Here is a 15938-nt window from a genome sequence, read left to right on the forward strand (position 1 = left end):
TTATCGAACGATTCATCAAAAACTTTCCGATTTTCAGGATGAATGTAGGCCGCCAGACTGTCGATGTCAATTTCCAACCGGGCCTGCCGCCATGGATACCACCTGCATCGCCTCCCCCACCTCGCCCGCCCGCGACGCGCGCGGCCCGGCCCACCGCTGGCGCGTGCTGGCGGCCGGCGTCGCCGCGAACATGAGCTTTTCGGCCGCCGCGGCCGGCATTCCGACCACGGCCGTGTGGATGCGCGCGGCCTATCACCTCGACAACGGCGCGCTCGGCCTCGTGCTCGGCGCGCTCGGCTTCGGCGTCGCGCTGTCCGAGCTGCCGTGGGGAATGGCCGCCGATCGCTTCGGTGATCGCCGCGTGCTGATGACCGGGCTCGTCGCGACGGCCGCGATGCTCGCGCTGATGGTGTGCACGATCGTCCCGACCGCGCACGCGGTGCCGCCGCTGATGCGCGTCGTCGCTGCGATGAGCTGCGTCGGCCTGCTTGGCGGCAGCGTGAACGGGTCGAGCGGGCGCGCGGTGATGCGCTGGTTCGGCGAGCGCGAACGCGGGCTCGCGATGAGCATTCGCCAGACGGCCGTGCCGCTCGGTGGCGGCGTCGGCGCCGCGCTGCTGCCGTCGCTCGCGTCGCATCTGGGCTTCGCCGCGGTGTTCGGTGCGCTGATGCTGTTGTGCGCGGGATCGGCCGCGCTGGCCTGGCGCTGGCTGCACGAGCCACCCGCCGCGCCGGCCGCCGTGCCCGGCGCCGCGCCTCGCTCCGTCGAACAGCAGCAACCCGCCCCGCATGCGCGCGGCCCGCTCGCGAGCGGCCGCGTGTGGCGCATCGTGCTCGGCATGGGCCTGCTGTGCGCGCCGCAGTTCGCGGTGCTCACGTTCGCGACGGTGTTCCTGCACGACTTCGGCCGGCTCGGCCTCGCCGGCATCAGCGCGGCGATGGTCGCGCTGCAACTCGGCGCGATGGTGATGCGCGTCTGGAGCGGCCGTCATACCGACCGTCACGGCAACCGGCGCGCGTACCTGCGCGGCTCGGTGCTCGTCGCGGCCGGCTCGTTCGCGCTGCTTGCAGCCGCAACGGCCGGCAGCCCGCACGTGCCGCTCGCCGCGATCGTCGCGATTCTCGTGTTCGCGGGCATCTGCGTATCGGCGTGGCACGGCGTCGCGTACACGGAACTCGCGACGCTCGCGGGCGCGAACCACGCGGGCACCGCACTCGGGATGGCGAACACGATCGTCTACCTCGGGCTGTTCGCGACGCCGCTCGCGATTCCGCCGCTGCTCGCCGTCAGTTCGTGGAGCGTGGTCTGGCTCGCGACCGCGCTGATCGCCGGCGCGACCTATCCGCTGTTCGCCGTGCGATAGCGGCCGAGCGTCGCCGCGAACGCAACGACGCCCGCGCATCCGTCAGCCCGCCTCGCGCGCCAGCGCACGCCGCGCAGCCGGCCGTTCGGCCTCGCGCTGCGCATGGGCCGTCCACGCGGGATACCGCGTCATGTCGAGTCCGATCGCGACACCCCAGCGATACAGCACGAACAGGAACGGATCGACGATCGAATGCGCGCCCGGTTCGGCCCACGTGCGGCCATCGGCGAGCGCGGCTTCGATCTTCCGGTTCGCTGCATCGATCGTGCCGCGCCCGTGCGTGCTGACCGCACCGTGCAGCGCCGGATCGTCGATGAAGCGGCCCGGCCGCCACAGCGCGCCGTAGCCGACGCCATGCACCCAGCCGACCAGCCAGGCGAGCCATTCGTGGCACCGCGCCTCGCGCAGCGGATCGTCGAGCGGCAGCAATCGCGCGTCCGGATAACGGCGCGCGAGATACGTGAGGATCGCGGGCGTTTCGGTGAGCACGCGCGGCTCGCCCGGAATCGCGAGCACGGGCACGCGCGCCTTCGCGTTGATCGCGAGATAGCGCGCTTCGAGGTTCTGCTGTTTCTGCACGGAGACGATCTCGACGTCGAACGGCGCGCCGGTTTCCTCCAGCGCGATGTGAGCGGCAAGCGAGCAGGCGCCCGGCGAAAGATAGAGACGATATGCGTTCATGATGATGTGGCCTGACGGGTCTGTTGAAGACGGAACCGAGTGTAGGAACGCGTGCCCGGGCGCCGCAAACGATGAATTGTCGTGCTCGGGCATTAGTGTTACTAATACCCGCATGCGACGCATCCACCTCCCTCCGCTGCAGACGCTGCGCGCGTTCGAGACCGCCGTGCGGCTGCAGAGCTTCACGCGCGCGGCCGACGCACTCGCGCTCACGCAAGGCGCCGTCAGCCAGCACATCCGCACGCTCGAGGCGCAACTCGGCTATCCGCTCTTCACGCGCGAGCGCAACGGCGCGACACCGACGCACGCCGCGCACGCGCTCGCGCTGCAGGTGCGCCAGGGCCTGAGCGTGCTCGAACGCGCATTCGAGCCGGCACTCGCCGTGCGCAGCCGCCCGCGCATCTGCGACGTCACGCTGAACGTCAGCGTGCTGCCGAGCGTCGCCGAGCGCTGGCTCGCGCCGCGCCTGCCGCGCTTCACGGCCGCGCATCCGCACATCGCGATCACGCTGCACCCGGACGCGGCGCTCGCGCCGCTGCGCAAGCGCGACCGCATCGACGTCGCGCTGCGCTACGGGCCCGGCACGTGGCCGGGCGTCGTCGCGGAGAAACTGATGAACGAGACGATCTTTCCGGTCGCGAGCCCCGCGTACCGCAATCGCGACGGCGTCGCGCCACGCGCGCCGGGCGATCTCGTGCGGGCGACGCTGCTGCGCCATCCCGCGCAGCCGTGGGAACCGTGGTTCCAGGCCGCGCGGCTCGACCTCACCGAATCCGCGCGCGCGCCGCGCTTCACCGATGCGACCGCGCTGATCGACGCGACGCTGAAAGGGCGCGGCGTCGCACTCGCCCGCCGCTCGCTGATCGAGCCCGAACTCGCGGCCGGCACGCTCGTGCGCGTGTCGACGGTGCGCGTGACCGACGTGTATGCGCACTACGTCGTGTGGCGCCCCGGCCATCCGCACGAAGCGGCGATCCGCACCTGGCTCGACTGGCTGCGCAGCGAAGTGCGGCGCAGGACGCCGCGGCGCTGACAGGCGGCGGTCGGCAAGGGCCGCATACCGGCTGCATGCACGCACGCGCACGAAAGTAATTCGTTAGTTTGACGAGAGCATTTCGCGATCGCGCACCGGTCGCAAACGATTCACCGAAACGTCGCATCGCAACGGCATACTCGAAGACGTTTCCCGATCAGCCTGCCAGGAGAGAAGTCATGCGTCGCGTTTCCGTCGTCGTCGTTCTTTGTGCCGCCGCTTTCGTCGCCGCCTGCAGCGACGACGCGCCGCACGACGCGCACGCGGCCGACGCCTCGCAACAGGCCGGCGCATCGAGCGGCTCGGCCAGCGCGTTCAACAGCGATGCCGCCGCGAACGGCGCCGCGTCCGATGCCGCTCCGCTCGCGCCGCCCGTCGTGCACTACCCGCCCGATGACGACGACGACGCGAAGCCCGCGACGAACGCGGCCGCGTCGGCCACCGCTGCATCTTCGCCGAGCTGATCGCGCCGCTCCCGTCCCCCGACCGCAGAACCGAGGTGGACAACATGCCGTCAGCGAGCCGCCATTGGTATGACGTGACGGTGAGCGACGGCGCGAACGGCACGTTCTCGCGCCGTTTCGCAGGCCACGTCGAGAACGGCCGGCCGAGCTATTCGGACCCGGCCGCGGTGCAGCCCGTCTCCGCGTCGTAACCGCAACGGCGCCGCCCGTCAGACCGCGTGCGCGAGCGCGCGATCGACGAGCGCGGCGTCGAAGTCGTCGTCCGCATCGCGAAAGCGCAGCGGCGCCGCGCAATGGACGAGCGTGTCGACGAAGTACTTCGCGCGCGGCCAAGGCCCGAAGCCGGCCGCGGTATTGATGTGCCCGGCGTCGCCGAGGTTCACGAACGCGCTGCCCAGGCGCTGCGCGAGCGTGCGCGCATCGGCGAGCGGCATCCACGGATCGGTCTCGCTGCCGATCACGATCGACGGCACCGCGAGCCGGCGCGCGTCGAACGGCCCGGCAAACGTGAATTTCGTCGGGCTGGCGGGCGCGACGAGCAGCACGCCCGCGACATCGCCCGCATGCGGCCACTGCGCGAGCGCATGCGCGGCCGCGAGGCAGCCGAAGCTGTGCGCGGCGAGCACGAACGGGCCGCGCTCGCGGTCGAGCAGCGCGCGCACGGACTGCGCCCAGCGCGCGAGATCGGGCGCGTCCCAGTCGTCCTGCTCGACGCGCAGCGCGCGCGGGAACTGCCGCTCGAGCCAGGTCTGCCAGTGAGCGCCTTCGCTGCCGTGCAGGCCCGGAACGGTGACGAGCCGCGGCGGCCACGCCGATTTGCTGCATGCGCGCATGATTGCCTCGCTTGCGTGAAGACGAGTTTCGATTGTGGCGCGCGGCGCCCGGCGGCCGAACCAATATTTTGTGCTTTGCTTTTGCGCGGGTCGGCCGTCCGCCGGACGGCGACCCGGGGCCGGCTGCCTGGCGCTGGCGGCCCGGTGGCGACCTGCGCCGGGCGGCCGGCCCGCACGGCGGCGCAATATGCCGCGAAACCGTAGAATGTGGGCTTCCCGTCAGCTTCACACCGAACCGGACCGGGCGCCGACGCGCCGGGCCCGGCCGTCAGGAGACGCCCGATGTCCGCTACGCCCGCCGGCGCGCTGCGCCCGGCCCCTCTCGCCGTTCCCGTGACGAGCCTCGCCGGCGCGCGCGAAGTCATGCAATGAAGATCCTGTTCTATTCCCCGCACCAGGAAGCCGGCGCGTGGCGCGACGAGATCGCGCACGCGCTGCCGGAAGCCGAACTACGTGCATGGCAACCGGGCGACACGGCCGCCGCCGACTACGCGCTCGTGTGGCGCGCGCCGCGCGAATTCTTCGCGCCGCGCGACGGCCTGCGCGCGATCTTCAACCTCGGCGCGGGCGTCGACGCGCTGCTCGCGCTCGACCGCGCGCATCCGGGCACGCTGCCCGCGCACGTGCCGCTCGTGCGGCTCGAGGATTCGGGCATGGCGCAGCAGATGGTCGAATACGTGACGCACGCGGTGCTGCGCTACCTGCGCCGTTTCGACGAATACGACGTGCAGCAGCGCGAGCGCCGCTGGCAGCCGCTCGAACCGCATCCGCGCGCAACGTTCACCGTCGCCGTGCTCGGCCTCGGCGTGCTCGGCGCGCAGGTTGCGCTCGCGCTCGCCGCGCTCGGCCTGCCCGTGCGCGGCTACAGCCGCAGCGCGAAGCAGCTCGACGGCATCGCGACCTTCGCCGGCGACGGCGCGTTCGACGCGTGCATCGACGGCGCGAAGGTGCTCGTCAACCTGCTGCCGAGCACGCCCGACACCGACGGCATCCTGTCGTCGCGAACGTTCGCGCGGCTCGCGCCCGGCGCGTACGTCGTCAACGTCGCGCGCGGCGCGCATCTCGTCGAGGCCGACCTGCTCGACGCGCTCGCGAGCGGCCGGATCGCCGCGGCGACACTCGACGTGTTCCAGCACGAACCGCTGCCGGACGACCATCCGTTCTGGCGCGCACCGCGCATCACGATCACGCCGCACAGCTCGGCCGAAACGCTGCGCGCGGAGGCCGTCGAGCAGATCGCCGGCAAGATCCGCGCGTTCGAGCGCGGCGAGCCCGTCGGCGGCATCGTCGACTACGCGCGCGGCTACTGAATTCCGCCCTACACAGATACCAGGAACCAGGAGACAACAATGACGTTCCCCACCGCCGTCAAGATCGTCGAAGTCGGCCCGCGCGACGGGCTGCAGAACGAGAAGACCTTCGTGCCGACCGACGTGAAGATCGCGCTCGTCGACCGGCTGTCGCGCGCCGGCTTCCGCAACATCGAGGCCGCGTCGTTCGTGTCGCCGAAATGGGTGCCGCAGATGGCCGACGGCGCCGACGTGATGGCCGGCATCGAGCGCCGCGCGGGCACCGTGTACTCGGTGCTCACGCCGAACCTGAAGGGCTTCGAGAACGCGCTCGCCGCGCGCGCCGACGAAGTCGTGATCTTCGGCGCGGCGAGCGAGGCATTCTCGCAGCGGAACATCAACTGCAGCATCGCCGAGAGCATTGCGCGCTTCGAGCCGGTCGCGAAGGCCGCGAAGGATGCGGGCCTGCGGCTGCGCGGCAGCGTGTCGTGCACGCTCGGCTGCCCATACCAGGGCGAGGTGCCGGTCGCGTCGGTCGTCGACGTCGTCGAACGCTTCGCGGCGCTCGGCTGCGACGAAATCGACATCGCCGATACGATCGGCGTCGGCACGCCGAAGCGCACGCGCGAAGTGCTCGCGGCCGTCACGCGCGTGTTCCCGCGCGAACGCGTGTCGGGCCACTTCCACGACACCTATGGCCAGGCGCTCGCGAACATCTACGCGGCGCTGTTCGAAGGGATCGAGATCTTCCACGCGTCGGTCGCGGGCCTCGGCGGCTGCCCGTACGCGAAGGGCGCGACCGGCAACGTCGCGACCGAAGACGTGCTGTACCTGATGCAGGGCCTCGGCATCGACACCGGCGTCGATCTCGCACAGGTGGTCGCCGCCGGCGACTTCATCTCGAACGCGATCGGCCGCACGAACGTGTCGCGCGCCGGTCGCGCGCTGCTCGCCAAGGCGCAGAGCGCGGACGACGCCGCGACCTGCGTCTGACCCCGGCATTCCATGGATTCCTCAATATGACGACACCAGCTTCATTCGATTCCCTCCCCGACTCCGCGCGACGCGTCGCGCTGCTGCTGCGCGAGCGCGGCCATGCAAAAGGCATCGTGATGCTCGCCGACACCGGCAAGACGTCGGCCGAGGCGGCAGCCGGGCTCGGCTGCTCGGTCGCGCAGATCGCGAAGTCGATCCTGTTTCGCCGGGAGTCGGACGGCGCGCCCGTGCTCGTGGTCGCGAGCGGCGTCAACCGCGTCGACGAGAAGAAGGTTGCCGCGCAGGTCGGCGCGGTAGGCCGCGCGGACGCGAAGTTCGTGCGCGACAACACCGGCTATGCGATCGGCGGCGTCTGCCCGATCGGTCATCTCGTCGAACCCGTCACGCTGATCGACGCCGACTTGCTCGAGCTCGACAGCCTGTGGGCGGCCGCCGGCCATCCGCACGCGGTGTTCAACCTGTCGCCGCACGAACTCGTGTCGCTGACCGGCGCGCCGGTCGCGGACGTCGCATTGAGGGGCAACGCATGAGCGACGTGCCGGTACCGGTCGGCACGGTCGCATCGCCGTGCACGGACGTCTGCAGGATCGATCCGCGCACCGACTGGTGCGCGGGCTGCCTGCGCACGCGCGACGAAATCAAGGGGTGGCGAGCGTCGGACGACGACGCGAGGCGCGCGCTGCTCGCGCGGCTCGATGCGCGGCGGCGCATGCTCGCCGGGAGCGGCACATAAAAAAAAGCCGTTCAGCCTCACGGGCGAACGGCGTCGAGATCGGAATCCTGTGAACGTGATCAACGTCACAGCCCGCATCATACGAGCGACGCGGCCGCATTGCATCGGGTGTTTCCCTACAACTTCTTGCAGCGTCTTTCGCGCGTGCGGGCAGGCGCTTTTCGAGCGCCATCCGCGCTCCCGAAATCCGTACCCGGCGAGCCGGGGCGGCACCGCGTCGCGGCGCCGAATCGTACGATCGTTTCAGTTGCCGACCGCCGCGCGACGCGCGGGCACGATGCGCCAGCCGAGATTCACGCCGGCCGCCGCGAGCAGGATCAGCAGCGCGCCGAACACCTGCGTCCACGCGAGCGTCTGCCCGAACGCAACACGATCGACGATGATCGCGACGACCGGATAGACGAACGACAGCGCGCCGGTCATCGCGGTCGGCAGCTTCTGGATCGCACCGTACAGCAGCACGTACATCAGGCCCGTGTTCACGACGCCGAGCACGACGAGATCGAGCCATTGCCCGGCAGTCGCGGGCAGCGTATCGAAGTGCGCGAACGGCGCGAGCAGCACGATGCCGAGGCCGGCCTGCAGCAGTGCGAGCAGATGCGGCGGCGTGCCCTTCAGGTGCTTCGTGACGATCGACGAGATCGCATACAGGAATGCCGCGCCGAGCGACAGCGCGACGCCTTCCAGATATTCGCCCGGCACCGCGAGCACGGCCGGCTCGACGCGCACCACGAAGACAAGCCCGGCGAACGCGAGCGCGAGCCACGCGACCGTCGACGCGGTGACCCGTTCGCGGAACACGATGGCGCCGAGCGCGACGAGCATGAACGGCTGCGTGTTGTAGACGGCGGTCGCCATCGAGATCGACGCGCGCGAATAGGCGGCGAACAGCAGCAGCCAGTTCGCGACGATCGCGACGCTGCCGAGCGTCGCGAGCGCGAGCATCCGCGGCGAGAACAGCGAGCGGCGCAGGAAGCCGAACGCCGCGCAGACGATCGCGAGCGTCGCGGCGCCGAACAGGCAGCGGAAGAACACGACGTTCGTCAGCGGCTGCTGCGACGACATCACGAGCCAGCCGATCGTGCCGGACATCAGCATCGCGACGACCATCTCGGCGGCGCCGCGGCGAATTTCATTCGAAGCCATCTTGAACTCCGTTGATGAGAGTGGATGACTTCGATTCTAGAAACTTGCTTTCGCCGCAACCACGGCTAAACTGAAGCGAATCAGCCGATTTACCTTCGAAAGCAAAGCGATCATGCCGAAACGCCTTTCCCCACCCGCCGTTGCGTCGCTCGACGCGACCGACCGCGCGATCCTCGCGGCGCTGGCCGACGACGCGCGCATCGCGACCAGCGAACTCGCGCGGCAGATCGGGCTGTCGGCGCCCGCGACCGCCGACCGCGTGCGGCGGCTCGAGGCGCAAGGCGTGATCGCCGCGTTCACGGTCGAGCTCGATCCGCGCGCGCTCGGCTACACGCTGCAGGCGATCGTCCGCGTGAAGCCGCTGCCCGGCCAGTTGCATCTGGTCGAGGAGTTGCTGCGGCGGATTCCCGAATTCGTCGAATGCGACAAGGTGACCGGCGAAGACTGCTTCATCTGCCGGCTCTACCTGCGCACGATCGAGCACCTCGACGACATCCTGTCGAAGGTGACGGAGCGCGCGGAAACGAGCACCGCGATCGTGAAATCGACGCCCGTGCCGCGCCGGCTGCCGCCGCTCGTCGAGGACGACAACGCGCACCGCTGAGCGGACGGCCCGCGCCGCCCGCTCACGTCCTTATGCGGCCGGGTCGCGCGCTTCGAAGAACGCGAGCAGTTCGTCGATCAGCGCGACGGGCGCCTCTTCCGGAATGTAGTGCCCGCATTCGAGCGCGCGGCCGCTGACGTCGCGTGCGACGCGGCGCCACTCGTCGAGCGGATCGAAGCAGCGCCCGACGATCCCGTGTTCGCCCCACAGCACGCGCAGCGGACACGCGACCTTGTTGCCGCGCTCGAGATCCGCACGGTCGTGCTCGAGGTCGATCGTCGCCGATGCGCGGTAGTCCTCGCACATCGCGTGCACGGCGCCCGGCTGCGCGAGCGCCGCACGGTACGCGTCGAGCGCTTCCGGCGCGAACGGCGCGAGCCCGGCGGACCGGTTGCCCATCACGCGCTCGATGTACGCATCGGTATGCGCGCCGATCAGCGTCTCGGGCAGCGGCTCCGGCTGGATCAGGAAGAACCAGTGGAAATACGCGGTCGCGAACGCGCGATCGGTCTTTTCGTACATCGCGAGCGTCGGCGCGATGTCGAGCAGCATCATCCGCTCGACGGCATCCGCGTGATCGAGCGCGAGCCGGTGCGCGACACGCGCGCCGCGATCGTGCGCGCACACATGGAAGTGCTCGAAACCGAAATGCCGCATCACGGCGACCTGGTCGGCCGCCATCGCCCGTTTCGAATACGGCACGTGCTGCGCGTCGCTCGGCGGCCGGCCCGATGCGCCGTATCCGCGCAGGTCGGTGGCGATCACCGTGAAGTGATTCGCGAGCGTCGCGGCAACGCGATGCCAGATCATGTGGGTTTGCGGATGCCCGTGCAGCAACAGAAGCGGCGGGCCCGCGCCTCCTTTGACACCGAAGATGTCGGTGTCCTGCACCGTCACGCGAAACGGTGCAAACGCCTCAAACGACATGGTTTATTTCTCGTTGGTTTGTTATGGCGGCTATTTTAGGAGCGCTCGCGCGTCTGCACAGCGGGGCAACAGCCAGAATCCGTAGAAAGAGAACACTCACTCGATTGCCGCCACACCGCGCATTTTGTTAAGCTCGCGTAGAATCGCACGACCGTTCGTATTAATCTCGACGAACGACTGTGTCCGCAGCTACACTCGAATCACCGTTCGACCGCAAAGCATGGTGTCGGTATCGGCGCGACTGCGCCGGCACCGGCCCTCCCTGGAGACTGGAGACATCACATGGCATTGCCCACCGTCCTGCAGAACCTGACGCTGCCCGTCATCGCGTCGCCGATGTTCATCGTCAGCTACCCCGAACTCGTGCTCGCGCAATGCAAGGCGGGCATCGTCGGTTCGTTCCCCGCGCTCAACGCCCGTCCGGCCGAACTGCTCGACGAGTGGCTCACGCAGATCCAGTCCGAACTCGCCGACCACAAGGCAAAGCACCCCGATGCGGTGATCGGTCCGATCGCGGTCAACCAGATCGTCCACCAGTCGAACGCGCGGCTCGAGCACGACGTGCGCGTGTGCGTCGAGCACAAGGTGCCGATCTTCATCACGAGCCTGCGCGCACCGGCACGCGAGATCGTCGACGCGGTGCACAGCTACGGCGGCATCGTGCTGCACGACGTGATCAACCTGCGCCACGCGCAGAAGGCGCTCGAGGCCGGCGTCGACGGGCTGATCCTCGTCGCGGCCGGCGCGGGCGGCCACGCGGGCACGACGTCGCCGTTCGCGCTCGTCGGCGAAGTCCGCAAGATCTTCGACGGTCCGATCGTGCTGTCCGGCTCGATCGCGAACGGCGGCTCGATCCTCGCCGCGCAGGCGATGGGCGCCGATTTCGCGTACATGGGCACGCGCTTCATCGCGACGCAGGAAGCGCACGCGGTCGAGGACTACAAGCGCGCGATCGTCAACGCGAAATCCTCGGACATCATCTACACGAACCTCTTCACCGGCGTGCACGGCAACTACATCCGCGAGAGCATCGAGAAAGCCGGCCTCGATCCGGAAGCGCTGCCGGAATCCGACAAGACGAAGATGAATTTCGGCGGCGACAAGACGAAGGCGTGGAAGGACATCTGGGGCGCCGGCCAGGGTGTCGGCCTGATGGACGACCTGCCGAGCGTGGGCTCGCTCGTCGAGCGTCTGAAGCGCGAGTACGACGAAGCAAAGGCGCGGCTCGGCATCGCACGCTGACGGAAGCGGCGGTCATTGCGGCCGCATGCGCGACCGCCGCCGCAAATACCGTCGGACAAAACAAAAAGCGCGAACCGCTGCGGTTCGCGCTTTTTTTTATCGCCCCGCCGCGGCGGGACGCGCGGCTCAGCCCGCGCGCTTGATCCGCGTGATCGGCAGCACGCGCAGGCGCGATTCGATCGACGGGCACAGCGACTGCCCTTCGAAACGCGCCGCGAGGAAATCGACGAACGAACGCACCTTCGCGGACACGTGACGGCGGCTCGCATAGACCGCATAGATCGGCGCCTCGTGCGGCGGCACCGAATCGAGCAGCACCGGCACGAGCCGGCCGGATTCGATGTCGTCGCCGACCACCTCGGTGCCGAGCAGCGCGATGCCCGCGCCCGCGAGCACGGCCGCACGCAGCCCTTCGAGATGGTTCACGATCAGGTTGCCGTTGAGGGTCACGCGCGACGCGGCCGCCGCGTCGATCACGAGCGAGTCGAGCATCGTCGAATTCGAGTCGCGCCGCAGGTAGTTGTGGTGCGCGAGATCGGCGATCGTATCGGGCGTGCCGTGCTTGTCAAGATACTCGGGCGACGCGACGAGCAGGATGTGCGCGGTAGCGATCTGCCGAGCGACCAGCGACGACGACTTCAATCCGTTCGGCGCCGCGCGCACCGCGACGTCGTAGCCTTCCTCGATCAGGTCGACCACGCGATCGGACAGCGTCATGTCGACGGTCACGTCCGGGAACCGGCCCGCGTAATCGGTGACGGCCTGCATCACGTGCCGCAACCCGAACGCGGACAGCGACGTCACGCGCAGCCTGCCTTGCGGCACCACGCTCGCGGCGCCGACGGCCTGCCCGGCTTCGTCGAGTTCCGACAGCGCCTGCACGAGGCGCTCGTAATATTCGCGTCCCGCCTCGGTAGGCGCGACGCGTCGTGTCGTGCGATGCAGCAGCCGCGCGCCGAGCTGCTGCTCGAGATGCATCACGTGCTTGCTCGCCATCGCAGCCGACATCTGCATGCGCTCGGCCGCGCCGACGAAGCTGCCCACTTCGACGACGTAGCGAAACACATTCATGCTGACGAGGGTATCCATCGAACTAGCTCGTAATGACGGGGGAATGGTCCAATTACGAGATAGGGTAACAAAGGCGAGGAAACAGAAAGGTCAACAAAGGCAAAACGGCGCCGCGGGTGGCGGCGCCGTTTCGGGCGGGAAAACATGCAGCCGGAACGCGTGATTTTCGCGCGCGGCCGGCGCACCGAGCGCGCGTGCGCGTCAGAACTTCGCGCGGATGCCTGCGCCGAACGTGTTGCCGGTCGACAGGCCGCTGATGTGGTCGTTCATGTACGCGGCGTAGACGTCCGTGCGCTTGGACAGCGGATAGTCGTAACCGACGGCCCAGGTCTGGCGCGTCTGGTCGAGGCCGCCGGCATCGCGCGAATACGCGTACGACGCCATCGCGTTGCCCACGCCGAGCGGCACCGACACGCCGCCCTGCGCGGTGTTCACGTGCCAGCTGCCCGCGACCTGGTCATTCTTCGTATACATGTACTGGCCGAACAACTTCACGAGCTTGAGGTCGTAGGTCGCGCCGACCAGCGCGATGCCCTGGCTCTTCATGCCGGTGACGAGCGCGCTCAGGTCCTGCGGGCCGTTGTTGAAGTTCACGTACTGATACGTGGCGGTCGCCGCGAACGGGCCGTTCGCATAGTTGAACTGCGCGCTCCACTTCTTCGAGCGGTTGTCGCCGGCCTGGTTGCCGAGCGCGTACATCGCGCCGAAATTCAGGCCACCGAACGACGGCGACGTGTACGACACCGCGTTGTTCCAGCCCGAATCGCCCACCGCGCCCTGATCGCTCGGGTAGGTCGGGAACGTGCCGAGGCCGAGGAACACGTGGTACACCATCGGCGAGAAGGTGTACGAATCGTAGAACGGGTTGAACAGGATCGTCGACAGGAACAGGTGCGTCGTCAGGCGGCCTGCCGTCACCGTGCCGTACGGCGAGCTGATGCCGACGTATGCGTTGCGGGCGAAGAACGTGTCGCCCTGGAAGCGGCCGAACTGGCCGTTCTGCGCGCGGAAGAAGCTTTCCAGCGTGAAGATCGCCTTGTAGCCGCTGCCCAGATCCTCTGCGCCGTGCAGGCCCCAGTACGACGTCGACATCCCGCCGCCCGACACGTTCCATGCGCGATCGCCGCCGGGGAACTTGGTTGCGCCGACCCATTCGTCGACCTGACCGTAGAGCGACACGCTCGACTGCGCATGGGCGGGAGCGGTGGCCGCCACGCAGGCGGCAGCGGCGATCAGCTTGACGGACGTGCGCGACGCACGGCGAGCGAATGCATTCATGGGATCTCCAGGATTTGTCGAATAGTCGATAAGTGGCGCGAGCGTTGTTTTATGGAGCCGAGTGCTTGCGTCGTATGGGGCGCAGCCATCTTTACGGATCATTCGTCCGGTCAAAAATGCGCACGCTTATTGCTGGTATAGCGGCAGCATTAACTTCGGCGAATCGAACCATGGCCGGATGTGCGCCGGCGACCCGGCGCGAACGCAGCCGCGCGGCGAGGCGGCGGCGTGGCATACGCGTGCCGGGCGCGAAAGATAGCGCAATGCAGCAGGAAAATCAGCGGAAATCTGCGCGCGACTGTGGCGAATTCGCATCAGCCGGCGGGGGGGACGGCGGGGGGACGAGCGCGCGGGCGCTCAGTTTCGGTAGAACGGGGAGAAGTACGGTGAATGCGCAGGCTCTTCCTGCGAGCGGGGTGGCGGCATCGGACGGCCGCCGCGCTCCTCGTTGTAGCGCGCGACGTCGGCACGGATCGAACCGGCGCGCAGCGGCACGTTGCCGCCGCCCGGCGGGCGCGGCATCTGGCGCGCATCGGCGCTGATCGGGCGATACGGGCTTTGCGCGGCGTAATGGCCGTACGACGGCGTCGGCCGCAGCCCCCAGCGGGAACCGTAGCTGCTCATGCCGCCGGCACGTGCACCGGCGGGGGGCGGAAGGCGCCGCCAGACGGGCATGCCACCGGGCCCGCCGCCAGCCGGCTGACCGTACGCGCGCATGTCGCCGCCACCGAAGCCGTGGCCGCCGAACCCATGACCGCCGTGTGGCGGCTGCGCGAGCGCGAGCGGCATCAGCAGCGCGCCGAGCACGCCTGCCACCCATCGTCCGATCTTCCGTTTCACCCGTTCCGTCATCGTTCAGTGCCCGTCCATGCCTGCCGCCAGCTCCTTTCGGCCGACGCAAGGCTTTCAGCAGTAATTTATGAGCCCCCCGAAACGGTGTCGAGCCCAAAAGTGTTAGGTCGCCGGCATCGGTGTAACACCATGTTACTGCTAGTTTTTTTCACTTCAGGGCGCGAACGTGAAAGAACATTCTTCTGCCGTTTTGCGCATGGCCGGGCGGCCGCGATGGCCGCCATTGCATGCAACGGATTCATCAATCGATTCTCACAATGAATTTGTGTAGTGAATGACCAACCGGGACAATAGCGCCATCCGCGCGCGCGACGCGCGCCTCCGTCGTTTCCGAAGCGAGTTCCCGATGGCCCGTCCCCGTTTTCTTCCCGACAACTTCACGCTCGCGCTCGTCGGCACCGTCGTGCTTGCGAGCTTCCTGCCCTGCCGCGGCCCGGCCGCCCACGCGTTCAACTGGGCGACCAACATCGCCGTCGGCCTGCTGTTCTTCCTGCATGGCGCGAAGCTGTCGCGCGAGGCGGTGGTCGCCGGCGCGACCCACTGGCGGCTGCACACGGTCGTGCTGCTCAGCACGTTCGCGCTGTTCCCGCTGCTCGGCCTCGCGCTGAAACCCGTGCTGCAGCCGCTCGTCACGCCGACGCTTTATGCGGGCGTGCTGTTCCTGTGCACGCTGCCGTCGACGGTCCAGTCGTCGATCGCGTTCACGTCGATCGCGAAGGGCAACGTGCCGGCCGCCGTGTGCGCGGCATCCGCGTCGAGCCTGCTCGGGATCTTCGTCACGCCGGCGCTCGTCGGGCTGATGATCACGTCGCAGTCGGCCGCTGCCGCGTCGCCGTGGAGCACGGTCGGCAGCATCGTGATGCAACTGCTCGTGCCGTTCATCGCCGGCCAGTTGCTGCGGCCCGTGATCGGCGGCTGGATCGAACGCAACCGCGGCGTGCTGCGCTTCGTCGACCAGGGCTCGATCCTGCTCGTCGTCTACGTCGCGTTCAGCGAGGCCGTCAACGAAGGCCTGTGGCACCAGATCCCGGCGCGCGCGCTCGGCGGCCTGCTGGTCGTCAACCTCGTGCTGCTCGTGATCGCGCTGCTGCTGACCGCGTTCGTCAGCAAGCGACTCGGCTTCAACCGGGCCGACCGGATCACGATCATCTTCTGCGGGTCGAAGAAGAGCCTCGCGGCCGGCGTGCCGATGGCGAAGGTGATCTTCTCGGCGAACGCGGTCGGCGCGATCGTGCTGCCGCTGATGCTGTTCCACCAGATCCAGTTGATGGCGTGCGCGGCGCTCGCGCAGCGCTGGGGCGCGCGCGACACGAGCGGCGAGCGCGACGGGCAGGACGGCTCGACGGCGGCACCCGGCGCGCTGAGCGCGGGCAAGCGCTGACGGGGACGGTGGCGGGACGGTCACCGGGTGGTGGCCGCCTTCCGC

At 68.8% G+C, this 15938-nt stretch carries 18 protein-coding genes; 11 read left to right on the top strand and 7 right to left on the bottom strand.

Features of this window, described 5'->3' with window-relative positions; all coding sequences use genetic code 11:
* Nucleotides 1-91: 91 nt before the first annotated feature.
* Nucleotides 92-1363: an MFS transporter gene (locus ABD05_RS04805; protein ID WP_047899180.1), complete on the top strand. Its 1272-nt coding sequence runs from the start codon at nucleotides 92-94 to the stop codon at nucleotides 1361-1363.
* A gap of 42 nt (nucleotides 1364-1405) precedes the next feature.
* Here ABD05_RS04805 and ABD05_RS04810 read toward each other — a convergent pair whose 3' ends face one another.
* Nucleotides 1406-2044: a glutathione S-transferase family protein gene (locus ABD05_RS04810; RefSeq protein WP_047899181.1), complete on the bottom strand. Its 639-nt coding sequence runs from the start codon at nucleotides 2042-2044 to the stop codon at nucleotides 1406-1408.
* A gap of 112 nt (nucleotides 2045-2156) precedes the next feature.
* Between ABD05_RS04810 and ABD05_RS04815 the strand changes: the two genes are divergently transcribed.
* The 3 genes from ABD05_RS04815 to ABD05_RS37310 all read left to right on the top strand — a co-directional run bounded on the left by ABD05_RS04815 (nucleotide 2157) and on the right by ABD05_RS37310 (nucleotide 3732).
* Nucleotides 2157-3077, top strand: a complete 921-nt coding sequence (locus ABD05_RS04815; RefSeq protein WP_047899182.1) for a LysR substrate-binding domain-containing protein — start codon at nucleotides 2157-2159, stop codon at nucleotides 3075-3077.
* 179 nt (nucleotides 3078-3256) lie between these two features.
* A complete protein-coding gene (locus tag ABD05_RS04820) occupies nucleotides 3257-3541 on the top strand; it encodes a hypothetical protein (RefSeq protein ID WP_047899183.1) in 285 nt (94 codons plus the stop codon).
* A 44-nt stretch (nucleotides 3542-3585) separates the two neighbouring features.
* Nucleotides 3586-3732, top strand: a complete 147-nt coding sequence (locus ABD05_RS37310; protein WP_231944061.1) for a hypothetical protein — start codon at nucleotides 3586-3588, stop codon at nucleotides 3730-3732.
* An 18-nt stretch (nucleotides 3733-3750) separates the two neighbouring features.
* Here the strand turns inward: ABD05_RS37310 and ABD05_RS04825 are convergent, their stop codons facing one another.
* The gene (locus ABD05_RS04825) at nucleotides 3751-4374 is read right to left on the bottom strand and encodes an RBBP9/YdeN family alpha/beta hydrolase (RefSeq protein WP_047899184.1); all 624 of its coding nucleotides are present in this window, start codon (nucleotides 4372-4374) and stop codon (nucleotides 3751-3753) included.
* A gap of 368 nt (nucleotides 4375-4742) precedes the next feature.
* Between ABD05_RS04825 and ABD05_RS04830 the strand changes: the two genes are divergently transcribed.
* Genes ABD05_RS04830 through ABD05_RS04845 form a run of 4 tightly spaced genes read left to right on the top strand, consistent with a single transcriptional unit; the run spans nucleotide 4743 to nucleotide 7392 of the window.
* Nucleotides 4743-5684 (top strand): 2-hydroxyacid dehydrogenase, encoded by a 942-nt coding sequence (locus ABD05_RS04830; RefSeq protein WP_047899185.1) that lies wholly within the window; start codon nucleotides 4743-4745, stop codon nucleotides 5682-5684.
* Nucleotides 5685-5723: 39 nt separating this feature from the next.
* Nucleotides 5724-6656 (top strand): hydroxymethylglutaryl-CoA lyase, encoded by a 933-nt coding sequence (locus ABD05_RS04835; RefSeq protein ID WP_047899186.1) that lies wholly within the window; start codon nucleotides 5724-5726, stop codon nucleotides 6654-6656.
* A 26-nt stretch (nucleotides 6657-6682) separates the two neighbouring features.
* The gene (locus tag ABD05_RS04840; protein WP_047899187.1) at nucleotides 6683-7189 is read left to right on the top strand and encodes a YbaK/EbsC family protein; all 507 of its coding nucleotides are present in this window, start codon (nucleotides 6683-6685) and stop codon (nucleotides 7187-7189) included.
* Nucleotides 7186-7392, top strand: a complete 207-nt coding sequence (locus ABD05_RS04845; protein WP_047899188.1) for a DUF1289 domain-containing protein — start codon at nucleotides 7186-7188, stop codon at nucleotides 7390-7392. The genes ABD05_RS04840 and ABD05_RS04845 overlap by 4 nt, the downstream gene beginning before the upstream one ends.
* Nucleotides 7393-7635: 243 nt before the next feature.
* Here the strand turns inward: ABD05_RS04845 and ABD05_RS04850 are convergent, their stop codons facing one another.
* Nucleotides 7636-8538 (bottom strand): DMT family transporter, encoded by a 903-nt coding sequence (locus tag ABD05_RS04850; protein ID WP_047899189.1) that lies wholly within the window; start codon nucleotides 8536-8538, stop codon nucleotides 7636-7638.
* Nucleotides 8539-8650: 112 nt separating this feature from the next.
* On the opposite strand from ABD05_RS04850, the gene ABD05_RS04855 reads away from it, so the two are divergent.
* Nucleotides 8651-9142, top strand: coding sequence for an Lrp/AsnC family transcriptional regulator (locus ABD05_RS04855; protein ID WP_047899190.1), 492 nt, complete (start codon nucleotides 8651-8653; stop codon nucleotides 9140-9142).
* 30 nt (nucleotides 9143-9172) lie between these two features.
* On the opposite strand, the gene ABD05_RS04860 is transcribed toward ABD05_RS04855, so the two are convergent.
* The gene (locus ABD05_RS04860) at nucleotides 9173-10069 is read right to left on the bottom strand and encodes an alpha/beta fold hydrolase (RefSeq protein WP_047899191.1); all 897 of its coding nucleotides are present in this window, start codon (nucleotides 10067-10069) and stop codon (nucleotides 9173-9175) included.
* A 282-nt stretch (nucleotides 10070-10351) separates the two neighbouring features.
* Here ABD05_RS04860 and ABD05_RS04865 point away from each other — a divergent pair, with 282 nt between their 5' ends.
* Entirely contained in the window at nucleotides 10352-11311 is a 960-nt protein-coding gene (locus tag ABD05_RS04865) for an NAD(P)H-dependent flavin oxidoreductase (RefSeq protein ID WP_047899192.1), read from the top strand.
* Between the two features lie 126 nt (nucleotides 11312-11437).
* On the opposite strand, the gene ABD05_RS04870 is transcribed toward ABD05_RS04865, so the two are convergent.
* The 3 genes from ABD05_RS04870 to ABD05_RS04880 all read right to left on the bottom strand — a co-directional run bounded on the left by ABD05_RS04870 (nucleotide 11438) and on the right by ABD05_RS04880 (nucleotide 14512).
* Nucleotides 11438-12400, bottom strand: a complete 963-nt coding sequence (locus ABD05_RS04870) for a LysR family transcriptional regulator (RefSeq protein WP_047899193.1) — start codon at nucleotides 12398-12400, stop codon at nucleotides 11438-11440.
* 183 nt (nucleotides 12401-12583) lie between these two features.
* Complete coding sequence (locus ABD05_RS04875) at nucleotides 12584-13660, bottom strand: porin (RefSeq protein ID WP_047899194.1); 1077 nt, start codon at nucleotides 13658-13660, stop codon at nucleotides 12584-12586.
* A 357-nt stretch (nucleotides 13661-14017) separates the two neighbouring features.
* Entirely contained in the window at nucleotides 14018-14512 is a 495-nt protein-coding gene (locus ABD05_RS04880) for a hypothetical protein (RefSeq protein WP_047899195.1), read from the bottom strand.
* Nucleotides 14513-14858: 346 nt separating this feature from the next.
* On the opposite strand from ABD05_RS04880, the gene ABD05_RS04885 reads away from it, so the two are divergent.
* Nucleotides 14859-15893, top strand: coding sequence for a bile acid:sodium symporter family protein (locus tag ABD05_RS04885; RefSeq protein ID WP_047901082.1), 1035 nt, complete (start codon nucleotides 14859-14861; stop codon nucleotides 15891-15893).
* The last annotated feature ends 45 nt before the right edge of the window (nucleotides 15894-15938 follow it).

This window comes from Burkholderia pyrrocinia, from assembly GCF_001028665.1.
In the GTDB taxonomy this organism is placed as follows: domain Bacteria; phylum Pseudomonadota; class Gammaproteobacteria; order Burkholderiales; family Burkholderiaceae; genus Burkholderia; species Burkholderia pyrrocinia.